The sequence below is a fragment of the Pseudooceanicola nanhaiensis genome (assembly GCF_020171315.1).
Lineage (GTDB): Bacteria > Pseudomonadota > Alphaproteobacteria > Rhodobacterales > Rhodobacteraceae > Pseudooceanicola > Pseudooceanicola nanhaiensis_A.
The window spans coordinates 1-14,285 of the sequence record NZ_JAIUZP010000011.1; the positions used below are offsets into that span (position 1 = coordinate 1).

A 14,285-nucleotide genomic window follows, 5' to 3' on the forward strand; every position below is an offset into this window, starting at 1 on the left:
GCCTTCGCCGCCTTCACGCTGGCGATGGTCGCCTGCGGGTTGGCCCCGATCGACACCACCGAGACCTCGAGAAGGTCGAGCTTCTCCAGCGTCCAGACATGGGTGTCGGTGTCGACCGAATACTCCCGGATGCGGTAGCCGATGGAGAGCCCGTCGATGTCGCCCTCCTTCAGGAGCGCATAGGCCTCCTGCGCCTGCTGCACCCCCATGTTCAGCTTGCCCCGCATCAGAAGGCCGCGGTCGTCCTCCTCGGCCTCCAGCCACTTGCCGATCGGGCGGCTCGGGTCGTGCTGCCAGAACATCTTGGGCATGGTCCCGCGCGCCCTGTGATCCCCGAGGCTGTCGAGGAAAGCCCCGGCCGCGACCACATCGCCGTAACTGTCGGGCTCGCCGCCGAAGGTCGAACCGTAGCCCTCGAACTCGCCCGTCTCCTTCAGCGCCTTGATCTCGAGGACCGGGTTGGCAACCTTGTTAATCGCGTCCATCGCCTGTCTCCATGTTCTGTCCCGCCTCGGTGATCGGCACGTTCTGCATCTGCAGACGCGGCACGTCCCCGCCCTCGACCGGGCCGAGGTTCTCGCGTACCCGCACCTCGTTGATGGTGAGCCAGCCGTTGCTGAGGCCGGACTGGTAGAAGGCCGAGCGGCTGGCACTGTCCCCGCGCAGCAGCCCCTCGAGGTTGAACTCGACATAGAGGCCGCGCGCGCGGTCGGCCGCGCTGAGGAGCTGCTTGTTCACCGCTTGCTCGATCCGCTTCAGCCGCCGGCGCAGGGTGAACTTCTGGAAGGCCAGCGTCTGCTGCTCCAGCCCGGTACCCCAGCTCGTGCTCTTCTCCGTGTGGCCGATCATGTGCGGCGGCACCCCGAAGAAGCGGCAGATCTCCTCGACCGAGAAACGCCGGCTTTCCAGCATCTGCGCATCTTCCGGGTTGATCGTCAGCGGCGTCCAGGTCGTGTCGCCCTCGAGCACCAGCGGCCGGCCCGTGTTCTGCGCGCCGATGAAGGTCTCGACCAGCACCGTCTTGGTGATCTCGCGTTGCTCGGCGCTCAACCAGTCCTTGAAGGTCAGCGCCCCCGAGGGCCGCATGCCGTTCTTGAAGGTGGTCCCGGCCGAGCGGTCGATGGCGCGCGCCAGCCCGAAGGCCTGCCGTCCAAAGTGCAGCGTCGACATGCCGCCCAGCGGGTTGCCCCCGAAGCCCCGGATGTGCAGCACGCCGCTGTCGGGGCGCACATGGCTCTGCCCGTCTTCCGTCCAGCGGTACTCAAGCGTGCCGCTCTCCCGCCGCCGCACGCTGACCAGGTCCGGGCGGATCGGCACCAAGGCAATCAGCCGGCCCGAGCTCTCGCGCTCGACCGCCGCATAGGCATTGCCCCAGAGCTCCAGCGAGGCCGCCACGAACTCCCAGAAGTCGAGTGCGGTCTGATCATAGTTCGGGCTGTCATGGAGCAGCCGGAAGAGCGCGTGGTCGCGCGCGGGCTCCCGGCCCTCCTCCGTGGTCCGGTAGGTCATCACCGGCAGCGAGCCGATCGAGCCCGCCAGCAGGTTGGTACAGGCCCAGACCGCCGAGAGGCCCAGCACCGTGCTGTCGCTGACGATCTCGCCGCTGTCGGCCACGGGCCCCGAGGGGCGCCAGCTCTCTGCGTCGGTCAGCGTCACGGGACGCGTGAAGGCCGACTTGATCCAGTGCTTCAGCTTCAAGTCGAGGCCTCCAGTGCCGCAAAGTAGTCATCCATCCGCGCCGTCGCGGCCGGGTTCAGGCTCATCAGCCAGACGGCATTGAAGAGCGCCATCAGCGGGTCGATCTTGCCCGAGCCGCTGACCGCCTTGGTCACGATCACCGCGTTACCGCGGGTCTCGGTCTTGGCGTTGCCGACGCACCAGGTCATGAGCGCCTGGTCCGCGTGACGCAGCGAGCCGTCGAAGAGCTTGCGCTCGGCCCCCTTGATCGCGCCGTTCAACCGGTAGCCCTGGCTCACCGGCACCAGCATCTCGGTCGGGATCCCGTCGAGCTCCAGCGCATCGACGATCGCCGCCACGCCTTCCGGGTCGAGTCCGACGCCTGCCTTCTTCGGCAGGACACCGGCGCGGTGGAGGCTGCCCACCAGCGAGACGAGGTCATCCACGTCCTGCGTGGGGTGCTTGCAGATCACCAACTCGCCCGCCTTCTCAAGGTCCTCGAGGATCGGCGCGATGCTCTTGCGGCGCTCCAGCGCGATCCTGTGCACCCAGGCCCGTGACCAGGACAGCCAGGCCCGGGTCTTCCGCTCGCGCCCCACCACGGTCAGCCCCAGCAGGTCATCCATGCCGCCGCCGTCGATGCCCGCCACGCAGACCTCGCAGCGCGCGATCAGCTCCTCGAGGGTCAGCCCCTTCACCGTGGCCTCGGCCCAGTAGTCGGCGCCGATCCAGCGGTCGTCATGAGTGCCGCTGCCGACCTGCACGTTGAAATGCTGGCTGGCGACGAGCGCGAGGGACTCTGTCCCCTCTTCCTCGGCCTTGCGCAGCTCGTCGCGCAGGTAGTCCATGTCGACACTGCGCCCCATGTGCGGGTTGACCAGTGGCCAGAGCGCCTCGTCCTTCCAGCCGTCCTTGCGCGCGATCTCCTCCGGCAGCTCGTAAAGCAGCGGCAGCATCGGCCGCGCCAGCGTGCCGTCGCGCACCGCCCGCGCTGTCTGGATCTCGCTCTTGAAGACCCCGTGCGGCGCGATCTTCGACTGGGTCGTGATCTGCAGCAGGAAGTGCCGGTTCTTGGGGTGCGAGAGCGCGCCCCGGATCTCGGTGAAGACCCCCTTGGCCGAGGGCCGGTTGGCGAAGACATGGGTCTCGTCGATCAGCACCGTGGCGTTCTTCAGCCCGGTCACGATGTCGGCGTCGGCCGCTTTGATCATGATCTTCGACGGGATCTTCGCGTTCAGGTTCTTGATCGTCCGCGTCGATTCCTGCGGCGGAGCGAACAGCGGCCGGATACGCGGCGTCCGCTTGATGATCCCGGCCGCATGATCAAACGCCCCGCGCGCCAGTTCGATCGAGGGGGCGATCAGGATGAACTGGGCCTCAGGGCTCATGTTCAGGATGCAGGCGGTGACGATGATGGCCGCGGCGATGGCCGTCTTCCCGTTCTTCTTCGGGATCATCACGAAGAACTCGCGCAGGTAGCGCTTCTTCACCTCTGGGTCGTAGCTCCCGAAGATCACCCGCACCAGGTCGAAGACCCAGTCGTCGCAGACCGCACCATACTCGGGGAAGCCGTCGAGGTCTGGACAGCGCAGCCCCTTGAAGATCGTCAGCGCCTTCTCGGCGTAGGCGTCGTGGAGCGGCAGCTCGGGGAAGAGCGAACCCCGCGTGCTTATGCGATCCTTCCAATCCGGCACGGCCGTCGACCAGGACAGCGGCAGCGCGACCGGGGTGATCAATGGAACCGCTCCGGGTTCAGCAGGTCATCGTCCTCGATCACTGCAGCAGCCTCGGCCGTGAGCTGCTCCTTCTTGCCCTTGGGCAGCGGCGCCTCCTTCCGCTTCGGAGCATCGTCGCCGACCGCCTGGCGCGCGAGCTCCGCCATGTCCTCCTCGTCGAGGATCGCCTTGATCGCCTTCATTGCCGAGACGTTGCCCGCATCGGCCGCCTCGTCGAGCCGGAGCAGGATCTTGGCGCGCGCCTGCTTGCGCGCTGCCGCCCGCGCGTCCTTCAGGTTCAGCCGACCATTCTGAAAATAATGCTTGTTCAGAGTGGGTTGGCTGATCCCCAGCTCCTCCGCGATCTCCTTCTTCGGCACGCCAGCCACGTGCAACATCCTGACTTTGTTCAGAGATTTTGCGTTCGGCGTATGCCCGTTCGCCCCCGGCTTGCCGTGGTTCGCCGGGATTGGATCGCCAAGCAGGTCAAAATCGCGGGCCACAGAAAAAATTCTCCGAGTGAGGGGGGCACGGGGCTTCCGCGCCAAAGGCTGTGAAGTTTGGACCCGCCCCCCGCCGTCGCGAGGTCAGAGCCCGTCCGAGAGCCAGCCGGCCTTCTCCTGCCGCTGCTTCTCGCTGTCGTGCCAGGCCTTGCTGACCGACTGCAGGTTCGCCGGATCGAAGAAGAGAGCCTCGTCTCCGCGGTGCGGGCGGATGTGATCCACCACCGGGCTGTTGGGCGCGGGCGCCTTGCCGGTCAGCCGGACGCCGGTCTGCTGGCAGGTGAAGCCGTCGCGCCGGAGCACCTCCAGGCGCAGCTGCTTCCAGCGCTTGGTGTTGTAGAGGGCGCGGCCTGGCATGATCGCCGCGCGTTGCTTCGACCGCTCCGCTTCGGTGGATGGCAGGACCAGGCGCGCAGGTTGACGCCCGAGGCGCCCGCCGACGCCACGACCGGATAGTCGTCCCATGAGATGTCCTGAAGATGCGCCAGCCAAGGGCCGGACATGGAAACGCCCGGCAGCTGATGCTCAGCTCCGGGCGCAGTTCGTGATGATGCCCTATGGGTAAGATCTGGTTAGGCTAACCGTCAAGAGGCTAATTTACGCCCAGCAGCGATCACTGCCGCAGCTCCCTGATAACGCGCTGGATTTTACGCCAGTCCTCCGCCTCATCTTCCCGTCTCCCGGCTTCGCACGCCCGGATGCGCGCAGCGGCCTCCGCTTCGGCCGCGGGGCCATGGGCGCGCAGCAGCGCGGACGCCTGTTGGGCGATGTTCATCTGTTGGATGGGTCCTCCTTCCGTCGCCCTCTCCTCTGAGCGACGGCCCGACCATACCATAAGTGGCGGGTATACGCATGTTTGAGGGTAAGAGAACCTGCAGGGAATCGCGCCAGGGACGGGCAAACAGCTCTTTGCGGAAGGTCGCGCAAGGCTGAGCATGACAACGAGCACCGACACGAAGGGCGGAAAGCGGGCATTCGCTGCGTTGCGGACGGTTGTCGGCGATACCGAAGCAGCTGACTTTCGGTTTGCGGACAACATCGCGGAACATAGTACGCCCGGCGTGATTTTAGCGACCAGGGGCTAGATGACAGATGAACCAGTCTCGATCACTAGTGGCAAAGCTCGGTCAGACACCGATCAACGCCAGGTTCAAATGACTGGATCGTTCGCCCTGCCAACACCCAGGATCGGACCTGTTGGAAGGTTCGTGGGCGAGCCGCCTGCAGGTTCCAGCGTTATCTCGTAGAGCTGCCGAGCGGTCGGGGCGGTGAGCCCGTGGATGGTCAGTGTCTCCGAGGTTCCATCGGCGAGCAACCCCAGAGAGACTGGCGGGCCTGCGTCGTCGGGCTTTGTCCAGACCTGCATGACCTGGCCACTTGGAACGGCAGGCTGCTCCAGCAGGGTGATGCGGGTGGTGTTGTCCGGTGCGCTCTCCACCAACGCGACGGCGCCGCCGCTTGCATCCAGAAGGACCGTTACCACCAGTGGCGGCGTGGGCGTCAACAGGGACCATCCCGTGAGGAAGGCCAGCAGCACCGTTGCCGCAACAGCGCCGTAGGTCGCCCGGCGCCAGCGCGCAAGGCGGGCCCGCACATCGTCAAGCTCCACGATCTCCGCCGGTGCGGCGGGAACGTCGGGGACGTCGAGCCGGTCGGTGAGGCGGTTCCAGAAACCCTCAGGCAGGGGCTTTGGCGCGGCTGTGTCATCAAGTGGGGCAAAGCGCAGGCGGGCGCGCTCCAGCAGGGCTGCGACAGCTGGGTCTTCGGCTGCCATTCGGTCCAGCTTCGCGCAGTCCGCGTCAGAGGCCAGGCCCAGAACGACCTCGTCGATCATTACTTCAAGAGAATACTCTGTCATGACAGACACTCCCTCAGTTTGAGCAATCCGCGCCGCATCCGGGCCTTGACCGTACCCAGCGGGCTATCGAGGCGACCGGCGATCTCACCGTGACTGTACCCCAGCACATAGGACGCGAGGATGGCGTCACGGGTCGGGCCGTCCAGACGGTCAAGACATTGGCGCAGTCCGGTGGCATCGTCCAGACCGCCATAGGCGCTGGCCAAGACTTCGGGTACCGGGGTAAGGTCGACATCCGCCGCATCGCTGGTGACCTCACGTTCTTCGCTGCGCAGCATGGTCAGGCATCGGTTCCGCAAGATCGTATAGAGCCAGCCCTTGGCACTGCCGCGAGCGGGATCGAACTGCCCCGCACGACGCCAGACAAGAACAAGAGCATCCTGCACCGCATCTTCCGCCAGATCGGAGCGGCGCAGCATGCGCCGGGCCACGCCCAGCATACGCCCGCCCTCGGCATCGACAATGGCCTTCAGGGCCGAGCGGTCGCCTGATGCGCAGGCGATGAGCAGCGCGGAATGGTCCGTTTCGATGACTTTCTCTCCCCTCCCGCCGGGGCGCGCCCCTTCAGTGGATACAGGGCTAGTCAACGATGGATCGGCTGTCAAACCAGATGACGGGACCCGAGGCCGCCGTCCCTCGATCGGGACGGCGGGTGATATCGCGCAGTCGCTCACATCTCGTCTGCGGTCATGAAGGTGATGTCGCGGATCACGTTGTCACCCGCCCCCTTGATGTCCCAGCTTTCCGTTATCGCACCATCTTCGAGCGACACGGTGTGCAGCTGACCGGCGGCCACCAGCCAGGCGGTGTTGGTGCCCTCTGCATCGGTGGCGATGTCGAAAGCGTAGCTGTCGGAGGCGTCGATGCCCAGCTTGCCCACAGCGGCCAGCGTACCGTCATTGGGCGAGGTCTGCCGGATCAGCGCCACGATGGTGCTGTCGATGTCGTACATCGCGGTGCCTTCGGGCTTGCCGTAGCTATTGATGTAGGCGGCAGCGACGATGGCTGGTGCTTCGCCCGCGTGCATGTCCTTCTCCTCGAAGGCAAGCGAGCCGTCCACGGTCACGGCACCGCTTTCGATGTCGACGCGGTGGTTGGTGGTGCCGGACATGAAGCGCAACTTGTCCGCCATCGGGTTGAAATCGACGATCACCGGTGCCCCCTCCATGACCGGCAGTTCGGTATCCATGGTGGAGATCACGGTGGACGCACCGGTCATCGGGTCGATCTCGACGATGTCGAACGTATCGGTGACGCCGATCAGCTGGCCGTTGGAGGGGCGCAGATCGATGCCCAGAAGGCGGTCGATGCCGGTCACTTCCATGCTTTCGCCCACGGTGGCCGTGCCCGCGTCGATCATGTGCAGCATCTTGTCACCGCTCAGGGCAACGGCCTTGAGGCCGTGGTCATCCGCGTGGGCGACGGTTGCGGTCAGGGCCAGCAGGCCGAGGGTCGCAGTTGCAGTCTTCATCATCTTCAATCTCCTCAATGGGCTTCGGCGCGGGGTATTCCGCGGCCTCGCTACCCCCATGACTCCCAGCGGATGCGGTTTGGATGCATGGCGGCAAAATTTTTTCTGATTTTCTTTCGAGGAGATGAGTAGGACGGGATGAAAGGCAGACTGGTACAAACGGCCCTGTCTCTGGATCAACTTGCCACGGCGCGCCTGCGGCCAAGTGAAGGCGCTATCTCGACGGCTGCGAGGATCAGCGTCGACAGCCCGACGATCGGAACGAAGACCCCCGCCGCCACGGCCGTCACAACCTGGGTGTGCGGGATACGCCAGCCCACTGGATGCTCGGCACGCCCATCGTGCCCTTCGTTGCGCCTTGGGCACGCGTCAACAAAGTGCAGCCAGTGGACATGAGGTAAGCGTATCTCATCATAGCAAAGTTTCCGACGAGAGCTTCGGCACGAGCTCTCTCAGGTCGCCTCACCCGATGTAGATTGACCGGCTCAAAAATGGCCGGTGTTTCAATGCCATCGCGAACGCTGGCGCAGGGCCCACGGCTTGCCGGCCTTCCGCCGCGGCGATGGCCATCTTCTTCGCTGGGCTTGACATTGGGCGTGTTTGGCATGCGTCCTGACCTCTCAAGAGGGGGACCCATGACCGAGGAACCGCTGGCTGAGATCCTCTTGCGCATGGCGCAAGGGGAGCGCGCCGCACTGCGCAACCTCTATTCCGAAGCCGGCCCGAAACTTTTCGGGGTCTGCATTCGTATGCTCAAGGACAGGGCCGAAGCAGAAGACGCGCTACAAGAGATCTTGGTAAAGCTGTGGAGCAAGGCACATCAGTTCGACCCCAGGCGCGGCCGATCAACGGCCTGGGCCGTGACCATCGCGCGCAACCATTGCCTCGATCGCCTGCGCGCGCGCACGGCTGCATTGCAACGTGAAGCCACCGGATCGAATGAGCGGGCCATGTTGGAGGTAGCCGACACCGGGCCGGGACCGGAAACTCTTGTCGAGATGAAGGACGAGGCGCGGCGCATCTCCGACTGCCTCGCAACGCTCGAAGCCGACCGTGCCACCGCGATCCGGAGCGCCTATCTTGACGGGCACAGCTATGACGCCATTGCGCGCGCCCTCGGGATCCCGGTGAACACCCTGCGCAGCTGGCTGCACCGTGGCCTGCGCAAACTCAAGGAGTGCATGGACGCATGACCGAAGACGAGACCCCCGATCTCGCGGCCGACTACGTACTGGGGCTTGCCTCAGCCGAGGAGCGCGCGCGGGCCGAGGACAGGATCGCCCGCGATCCGGTCTTTGCGCAGGAGGTCGAGAGCTGGCAGGCGCGTCTTTCGCAGCTGAACACCGAATTCGACGCCGTGACGCCCCCCGCCGCTGTGCTGGACCGGGCCGAGCGCAGCCTGTTCGGAACACCCCAACGGCGGCGCATTGGCGTGCTGGGCTGGCTGCGCAGGGCCGGCGCAGGTCGCGGTACGACCGAGACCACCGTCCGGGGCGTGCCGCGCCCGCGGTTTGCGATCTTGCTGGGGCTGGCCGCAGTAACGACCGTGGCGCTCATGGCGTTCTGGGATATGCCTCTCTACCGCTCCGGCCCGCCGCTGGCAGACCTGAGCGCGCCGGATCTGCAAATCACCATCCACGGCGACACCCAGCGGCTGATATTCCGCCGCGTTTCAGCGGCCCCCGACCCCGAGGGGCAATCATACGAGCTGTGGCTGATCCGCGATGGGCAGGTCGCGTCCCTCGGGCTGCTCGCCCCGGAGACGACCGAGGTCCGCGCAGAGGTGCGCGCGGGCGATGTCCTGGCGGTCAGTCTGGAGCCCTCGGGGGGCTCGCCCCTCGCCGGCCCCAGCGGGCCGGTGCTGGCAACGGCGCAGATCCCCAGCCTTTAGCGCCAAGATTTTTCTGTATCCATGTGCAACGCGGGCGAGCGCGCCTTCGTATCCCCTGTAGCCCCGGACGAAACCGGCGCTTTCAGGAGGAAACATTATGACCAACATCAAGTTCACCCCCGCCCTGGCACTCGGCCTCGTCGCGGCCCTTGGCACAGCGGCCCCGGCCCTTGCCGCAAACCCGATGGTCGGCGGCGCCGCGATGTACGAGACCAAGAACATCGTCGAGAACGCCGTCAACTCGGCCGATCACACGACGCTGGTTGCCGCGGTCAAGGCGGCCGGCCTGGTCGAGACCCTTCAGGGCCCCGGGCCGTTCACGGTCTTCGCGCCCACCAACGCGGCCTTCGAGATGCTTCCGGCCGGTACGGTCGAAACACTGCTGAAGCCGGAAAACAAGGCAATGCTGACCAAGGTTCTGACGGCGCATGTGGTGGCCGGCGACTGGACCGCGGCGAAGATCGCACAGAAGGCCCGGGCGAGTTCGGACGGACTGGCAAACTTCACGACAGTTTCGGGCGACGCCCTTTCGGCGAAAGTGCGCAACGGGATGCTTTACGTCTATGACGAAAGCGGTACGGTTGGCCGCGTGACGATCGCTGATGTCGATCAGTCGAATGGCGTGATCCACGTGGTCGACCACGTCCTGGTGCCCAAGTAAGCGTTCTATCGATTGATGTGCCCGCGACGCCAAGCGTGTCGCGGGGGCAGTCCTTCACTCCCGATCCAGGCCGCTCTCCTGCTCAAGATGCCGTTTCCGGAGAAGCTAACCTTCGCCCCATGCCCGTTGCGGGTTCTCACAGCGGGCCTTTGGTTGCAACGGCATATGGCACGATGTTCTGGATGACCGCTTCGGGGAAGCTGCAATGCGGCGAGGTCCAACCTAGCGAGTGTCCGGAGAGGGCCGTTCGTGACACGACCTAGCCCCTCGCCAACAACACCGATCAACCAGAAACGCGAGCAACCCCTTGCCCTCGCATCCGCTCCAGCGCCTCTTGGAGTGCTCTGCGGCAGCGCTCAACACTCCCCTGATCCACCGCCCAGCCATGCGCCCGCAGCACCTCGCTGATCGTCATGCCCCCGATGCAGACCTGGTCCACCAGCGCCTGGTCGAAGATCGCCTTGCGCTTCTTTGCCCCACCTGGCCGGATGCGGCGCACCGCCTTCGCCAGCCCGCCGCCGATCCGACGCTCGAAAACACGCAGCCGCTGGAAGTCCCGCAGCATCGCCACCTCGCGATCACCTCCCCCACTGCCCGACACGTTCAGCGTCTCCAGCGAGGAGCACTTCACGCCCGAGGAGGCGCAGCGCTCCACCAGCGCGGCGTAATCGCGGCCCACCTCGATCTGACCCACCGTGAACGGCGGCTGAAAGACCGGCACCGGCTGCCCGGCCTTCTCTGCCTTTGCCACCAGCGCGCGGTGCCGGTTCTGGGCCTGCCGGGTCATGACGTCGAAGGCATCAGCCACCCGGGCAGCCCTGAACATGACCCTGCTCTCGGGGTCGACCCAGCCATCGCGCCGCACCCGAGGCCCGGCGGGCGTCATCTCGGTGTGGCGAGGCATGAAGGCCACCATGGGCCCGCGCGCCGGGGCCACCGGCATGGCCGGGCAGACGCCTTCGGGCGGTGCCGCGGCTGCCAGTACGGCGGCGATCGAGGCCGCCGTTGCCTCGTTAGCCGCAAGCGGGAGCCGGCCCACTTGCGCCGTCCCGAGGCGGGAGACGTAGATCACCTGGTCCTTGCGGAGCGCGCTCATGCCGCGTCCCCCGCTTCGGCCTGCCGCTTGTCGATACCCGCCTGCACCATGGCCCGCGCCCGTGCTTCGAGGCCGCGGTACCAGCGCAGCTCCTCACGGGCATGGGCGCCAGGCTCGAAGCCCCGGTGCAGCTTGTCCTCGGTCACCTCGACCATCCGGGCCAGAGTCTCGCTCCGCTCGGTGATCATGCGCAGTTCGCGCTCGTCGCGCGGAGGGCGCAGCCGCTTCTCCCACCACAGGAAGGTCGCAACCAGGTTGCCGTTTTGCAGCGCCGCGAGACCGGCGCGCGAGGCGAACCAGCTCGCGGCCCGGGGCAGTTCCTCAAGGCGGCGCGGCTCGTAGCTGTGCGCCACGCCGATCAGCGAGACGGGCTTCGGCCAGAAGCAGCGGGCCGAGCCCTCGCCATTGCGCAGCAGCCATTCCAGCAGCGCTGCCAGGGCCGCGTCACCGAGATAGGCCAGGTCATCGCAGATCCGGTCAAGAGCGCGCTTCTGCTCGGCCTCGGGCGTGCCCTTCTTGAACCGCATGCCGGCTTCGGTCGCGGGCTCGATCAGCATGCGCCGGACCCGGCCGCGGGCGGTTTCGGTGGTGGTCTGCTCGTCGGTCATGGCTTGCCCCTTCTCAGCTCAGCCCGGCTGCCGCACGCTCGTCCGGCGTGAGCAGGTCCGCTGCGATGATGTGATCCCGAACCCATGGCTGCTCGTCGGCGATGGCCTGCATGCGGCCTTCTCGGAAAGCGGCGACGGCGCGCGCCGCCGCGGCGATGACCATGGGGTTGTCGGAGGGCGCCCGCGCGCGCGCCCGCGCTTCATGGTTCATCCATGGTTTATCCTTATTATAGGGACCGGCAGTTTTGCCCCCCTTTCGGCGCAAATTTGCCCCCCTTTCTCCGGCCTCAGGGTTGCATGGATGCCCCCCTTTCGGGCCGCTAAAGGCTAGCATGTCTGCACCCCTTTCCGGGCCATAGACCGGAAGCTGGCGCCCACGCCACACGCGCACCAGCCGGGTGCTCACCAGGAACCCGAAGCTGCTGCTGGAGCCCCGATGCTCGCCCGGAACGTGGACAATCCACTCCCCCTCGACCAAGTCTCTCACCGCCCGCCTGACCGTGTCGTCCGACTTGTCAAACTGTGCGCCGAGCTGCCGGAACGAGGGCGTGCAGCGAAGGGTCTTGCGCTGGGTGTAGTCGAATGCGAGCGCGTGCAGCAGGACCATCGGGAAGAGCTTCAGCGTCACGTCGGAGCGGACCATCTCCAGCATCTCGAACCGCGCCCGCTCCCATTCCGTGACCCCGAGCATGCGCCTGCCCGGGCCGACGGCCGCCTCCAGCTCAGGCTTGCGGGGATCAAATTCCCCCACGTCGGCCCGCTCATTTGCCTCTCTCATCATCCAACCTCGCTCAGGAACGCCTCGACCGCCGGGCCGAGGCCCACGAGGTCATGACGGAGTTCATCATCGACCGCCCCAGAGGCGATCGGCGGCCCTGCCGGGCCCGGCATGTCGGCCGACAGGTCGCTGACCCGCAGCGCCCACCTCCGGGCACCGCACTCCGTAGCGACCAGCTCCAGCCACAGGTGTCCGAAGGGCAGCACGAGGCGGCGCGCAATCGTCAGCGGCGCGGCCGTCATGCTGCCCTCCGGGTCGGCGCCCGTGAGTGATGACCGGCTACCTCGGCGGGCGCCCCGCCGGTCAGAAGGGCCGGGAGGCCACGTGCACTGCCCCTCTCCGGGGGCTTGGTGCGGCGGGGCCCGCCTAGGGTCATGCGTTGCCAGGTCACGGTGGGCCCTCCCACGGCGCAGTGGGCAGCGTGACCGGGCTGCGACTGAATTCCCCGCTCACGATCGCGCGGACGGGCACATGGACGATGGTCCTGTCGCCGTGCACGTCGCGAGCCAAGGGTACGGACGCATCCGGATCGCGCGCGGTGAGCTGGCGCATCTTCGGAGGGCGTCCGAGGAGATCATCGCGCGCGCTCATCCGCCCTGCCCCCGCAAGGGTACCGGCCCGGTTGAACGCGCCTCGCAGAGCGCGGCCATGGCCGCGTGTTTGTCCGCCGCCTCGCGATGTTCGACCGCGGCCTGGGCCCAGTCCTGCGCAGTCTCGGACCGCGCCGCGCGGAGGCTGGCCTCCAGCGACTCGCCGTGTTCGCGCGAGGTCTCCCCTATGAGTTCGTAGGGACAGGCGTCGCCGGGTGGTTCCGCCACCTGTGCGCGGTAGGCGTCGAAGCAGGGATTGTGCGTCGCGTCCATCAGCGCCCAGGCCCAGAGCAGCGGCACTTCCGCGTTGCCATTCTCGATCCTGGACAGAGACCCGAGACTAATCGAGTGGCCAACCGCCGAGGCGATCGTCGCAGCCGCGGCCTCTTTGCCACCTGACTGCGTCACTAGGTTCCTGAACATCTGCGCTGCGACTTTAGGCTGCATCAGAAACGCCTTTTCCTTGGGGTTCTAGAGGGCACGCCGCAAATTGCCGGCATGGGACATTTAGAGAACGGCCGAGAGAGGCAGACCCGAACGGCGCACCAAGAGCGAGAGATTTCATACGGCGTCTCGCTCTGCCTCTGCGCCAGACGGCGACCTGAGCCCCCGCTGACGCTGAAGGTTCTCGAGAACTTTCGCAGCCGTGTCCGGCCAAATCCGTCCCCCGTTCCGCAATCTCGGCAGGAGCCGACCGTTGCCCGCCAAGAGGATCCCGACACGATGGTCGGAAAGACCGGTGTCGGCTGCAAACTTCTCGATTTCTGGCAACAACGTGTTCATGGGGCATCAAGATGCACGCTTTAGCGTTCAAGTCAATGCACGCCATAACGTTCACGCAACACACGCTAACGCGTGTTAGCCTGCGTGACATGAAAGACGATTGGTTTCATAGGCTTGAAGAGCTGATACTGGCCGACGGTCGCAGCTACCGCCAGATAAGCGAGGCCGCAAAATGCGGCCCGAATTTCGTTCAGCAACTCCTCAAAGAGCGGAAAGACCCGCGTGCGAGTCAGCTCGCGAGGCTCTTCAATGCGCTAGGCCCAAGTGCCGCGATATACGTTATCACTGGACTAAGGTTGGGCAGCGATGACTTAGAGTTCCTGGCCACGGTTTCCGCGCTGGATATCGACGCTCGTCGAGACGCGCTCTCCATTCTGCGTCGGCTCGCAACGCCCTCATTTCCTGAAGAAAGATCTCGCGGCGGGCAGAATCGAGACTTCTCCACAAGCTGAACATCTCAGCAATTTCGTCGTCCATAGAGCACCCACCGTTCGCGTTCCGTTCACGTTAGGCGGCTCGGGCACGCAGGGTCAAGCCAATGCGCCCCCGCTATTTCGGAGGGCTGCTTCCTACCAAGAGGATGCGGGAGGCCCGCGTCCCCCGGCATTTGTCGTGACCAGCCTCGCCCGCAATTGAGACTTGGCCCAGAGAGGC

18 protein-coding genes are annotated in these 14,285 nt (G+C 66.0%); 4 read left to right on the forward strand and 14 right to left on the reverse strand.

Annotated elements, in window-relative coordinates; translation table 11 throughout:
* From LCM32_RS17560 to LCM32_RS17600, 9 genes are all read right to left on the reverse strand, one after another.
* Window positions 1-485: HK97 family phage prohead protease (locus LCM32_RS17560; protein ID WP_224822398.1), on the reverse strand; the 485-nt coding region annotated here is incomplete at its 3' end.
* Entirely contained in the window at window positions 472-1,698 is a 1,227-nt protein-coding gene (locus LCM32_RS17565) for a phage portal protein (RefSeq protein WP_224822399.1), read from the reverse strand. The genes LCM32_RS17565 and LCM32_RS17560, both read right to left, overlap by 14 nt.
* Entirely contained in the window at window positions 1,695-3,413 is a 1,719-nt protein-coding gene (locus LCM32_RS17570; RefSeq protein ID WP_224822400.1) for a terminase large subunit, read from the reverse strand. Before LCM32_RS17570 ends, LCM32_RS17565 begins: the two co-directional genes overlap by 4 nt.
* Window positions 3,410-3,895, reverse strand: coding sequence for a hypothetical protein (locus tag LCM32_RS17575; RefSeq protein WP_224822401.1), 486 nt, complete (start codon window positions 3,893-3,895; stop codon window positions 3,410-3,412). Before LCM32_RS17575 ends, LCM32_RS17570 begins: the two co-directional genes overlap by 4 nt.
* Before the next feature lie 84 nt (window positions 3,896-3,979).
* Complete coding sequence (locus LCM32_RS17580) at window positions 3,980-4,252, reverse strand: HNH endonuclease (RefSeq protein ID WP_224822402.1); 273 nt, start codon at window positions 4,250-4,252, stop codon at window positions 3,980-3,982.
* 256 nt (window positions 4,253-4,508) lie between these two features.
* Complete coding sequence (locus LCM32_RS17585) at window positions 4,509-4,670, reverse strand: hypothetical protein (RefSeq protein WP_224822403.1); 162 nt, start codon at window positions 4,668-4,670, stop codon at window positions 4,509-4,511.
* A 375-nt stretch (window positions 4,671-5,045) separates the two neighbouring features.
* Window positions 5,046-5,729, reverse strand: coding sequence for an anti-sigma factor domain-containing protein (locus LCM32_RS17590; protein ID WP_224822404.1), 684 nt, complete (start codon window positions 5,727-5,729; stop codon window positions 5,046-5,048).
* A 20-nt stretch (window positions 5,730-5,749) separates the two neighbouring features.
* Window positions 5,750-6,358, reverse strand: coding sequence for a sigma-70 family RNA polymerase sigma factor (locus tag LCM32_RS17595; RefSeq protein ID WP_224822405.1), 609 nt, complete (start codon window positions 6,356-6,358; stop codon window positions 5,750-5,752).
* Window positions 6,359-6,423: 65 nt separating this feature from the next.
* On the reverse strand, window positions 6,424-7,227 hold the full coding sequence (locus LCM32_RS17600) for a DUF4394 domain-containing protein (protein ID WP_224822406.1): 804 nt from the start codon (window positions 7,225-7,227) through the stop codon (window positions 6,424-6,426).
* Window positions 7,228-7,859: 632 nt separating this feature from the next.
* On the opposite strand from LCM32_RS17600, the gene LCM32_RS17605 reads away from it, so the two are divergent.
* From LCM32_RS17605 to LCM32_RS17615, 3 genes are all read left to right on the forward strand, one after another.
* Window positions 7,860-8,417, forward strand: coding sequence for a sigma-70 family RNA polymerase sigma factor (locus LCM32_RS17605; protein WP_222494110.1), 558 nt, complete (start codon window positions 7,860-7,862; stop codon window positions 8,415-8,417).
* The gene (locus LCM32_RS17610; protein WP_224822407.1) at window positions 8,414-9,115 is read left to right on the forward strand and encodes an anti-sigma factor domain-containing protein; all 702 of its coding nucleotides are present in this window, start codon (window positions 8,414-8,416) and stop codon (window positions 9,113-9,115) included. The genes LCM32_RS17605 and LCM32_RS17610 overlap by 4 nt, the downstream gene beginning before the upstream one ends.
* Before the next feature lie 97 nt (window positions 9,116-9,212).
* The gene (locus LCM32_RS17615; protein ID WP_224819525.1) at window positions 9,213-9,776 is read left to right on the forward strand and encodes a fasciclin domain-containing protein; all 564 of its coding nucleotides are present in this window, start codon (window positions 9,213-9,215) and stop codon (window positions 9,774-9,776) included.
* Between the two features lie 283 nt (window positions 9,777-10,059).
* Here the strand turns inward: LCM32_RS17615 and LCM32_RS17620 are convergent, their stop codons facing one another.
* The 5 genes from LCM32_RS17620 to LCM32_RS17640 form a co-directional block, all read right to left on the reverse strand.
* A complete protein-coding gene (locus LCM32_RS17620; RefSeq protein ID WP_224822408.1) occupies window positions 10,060-10,872 on the reverse strand; it encodes a hypothetical protein in 813 nt (270 codons plus the stop codon).
* On the reverse strand, window positions 10,869-11,480 hold the full coding sequence (locus LCM32_RS17625; protein WP_224822409.1) for a hypothetical protein: 612 nt from the start codon (window positions 11,478-11,480) through the stop codon (window positions 10,869-10,871). The genes LCM32_RS17620 and LCM32_RS17625 overlap by 4 nt, the downstream gene beginning before the upstream one ends.
* 13 nt (window positions 11,481-11,493) lie before the next feature.
* Window positions 11,494-12,261, reverse strand: coding sequence for a hypothetical protein (locus LCM32_RS17630; protein ID WP_224822410.1), 768 nt, complete (start codon window positions 12,259-12,261; stop codon window positions 11,494-11,496).
* Window positions 12,258-12,500, reverse strand: coding sequence for a hypothetical protein (locus LCM32_RS17635; protein ID WP_224822411.1), 243 nt, complete (start codon window positions 12,498-12,500; stop codon window positions 12,258-12,260). Before LCM32_RS17635 ends, LCM32_RS17630 begins: the two co-directional genes overlap by 4 nt.
* Before the next feature lie 345 nt (window positions 12,501-12,845).
* The gene (locus tag LCM32_RS17640) at window positions 12,846-13,271 is read right to left on the reverse strand and encodes a hypothetical protein (protein WP_224822412.1); all 426 of its coding nucleotides are present in this window, start codon (window positions 13,269-13,271) and stop codon (window positions 12,846-12,848) included.
* A 449-nt stretch (window positions 13,272-13,720) separates the two neighbouring features.
* Here LCM32_RS17640 and LCM32_RS17645 point away from each other — a divergent pair, with 449 nt between their 5' ends.
* Window positions 13,721-14,083, forward strand: a complete 363-nt coding sequence (locus LCM32_RS17645; RefSeq protein ID WP_224822413.1) for a hypothetical protein — start codon at window positions 13,721-13,723, stop codon at window positions 14,081-14,083.
* Window positions 14,084-14,285 lie beyond the last annotated feature (202 nt).

Bases quoted from the DNA above. Each gene is read 5' to 3' on its own strand.
- LCM32_RS17610 (WP_224822407.1), top strand. From the start codon at position 8,414: ATGACCGAAGACGAGACCCCCGATCTCGCGGCCGACTACGTACTGGGG.
- LCM32_RS17585 (WP_224822403.1), bottom strand. From the start codon at position 4,670: ATGAACATCGCCCAACAGGCGTCCGCGCTGCTGCGCGCCCATGGCCCC.
- LCM32_RS17640 (WP_224822412.1), bottom strand. From the start codon at position 13,271: ATGTTCAGGAACCTAGTGACGCAGTCAGGTGGCAAAGAGGCCGCGGCT.
- LCM32_RS17620 (WP_224822408.1), bottom strand. From the start codon at position 10,872: ATGAGCGCGCTCCGCAAGGACCAGGTGATCTACGTCTCCCGCCTCGGG.
- LCM32_RS17645 (WP_224822413.1), top strand. From the start codon at position 13,721: ATGAAAGACGATTGGTTTCATAGGCTTGAAGAGCTGATACTGGCCGAC.
- LCM32_RS17590 (WP_224822404.1), bottom strand. From the start codon at position 5,729: ATGATCGACGAGGTCGTTCTGGGCCTGGCCTCTGACGCGGACTGCGCG.
- LCM32_RS17600 (WP_224822406.1), bottom strand. From the start codon at position 7,227: ATGATGAAGACTGCAACTGCGACCCTCGGCCTGCTGGCCCTGACCGCA.
- LCM32_RS17630 (WP_224822410.1), bottom strand. From the start codon at position 12,261: ATGATGAGAGAGGCAAATGAGCGGGCCGACGTGGGGGAATTTGATCCC.
- LCM32_RS17635 (WP_224822411.1), bottom strand. From the start codon at position 12,500: ATGACGGCCGCGCCGCTGACGATTGCGCGCCGCCTCGTGCTGCCCTTC.
- LCM32_RS17605 (WP_222494110.1), top strand. From the start codon at position 7,860: ATGACCGAGGAACCGCTGGCTGAGATCCTCTTGCGCATGGCGCAAGGG.
- LCM32_RS17615 (WP_224819525.1), top strand. From the start codon at position 9,213: ATGACCAACATCAAGTTCACCCCCGCCCTGGCACTCGGCCTCGTCGCG.
- LCM32_RS17580 (WP_224822402.1), bottom strand. From the start codon at position 4,252: ATGCCAGGCCGCGCCCTCTACAACACCAAGCGCTGGAAGCAGCTGCGC.
- LCM32_RS17625 (WP_224822409.1), bottom strand. From the start codon at position 11,480: ATGACCGACGAGCAGACCACCACCGAAACCGCCCGCGGCCGGGTCCGG.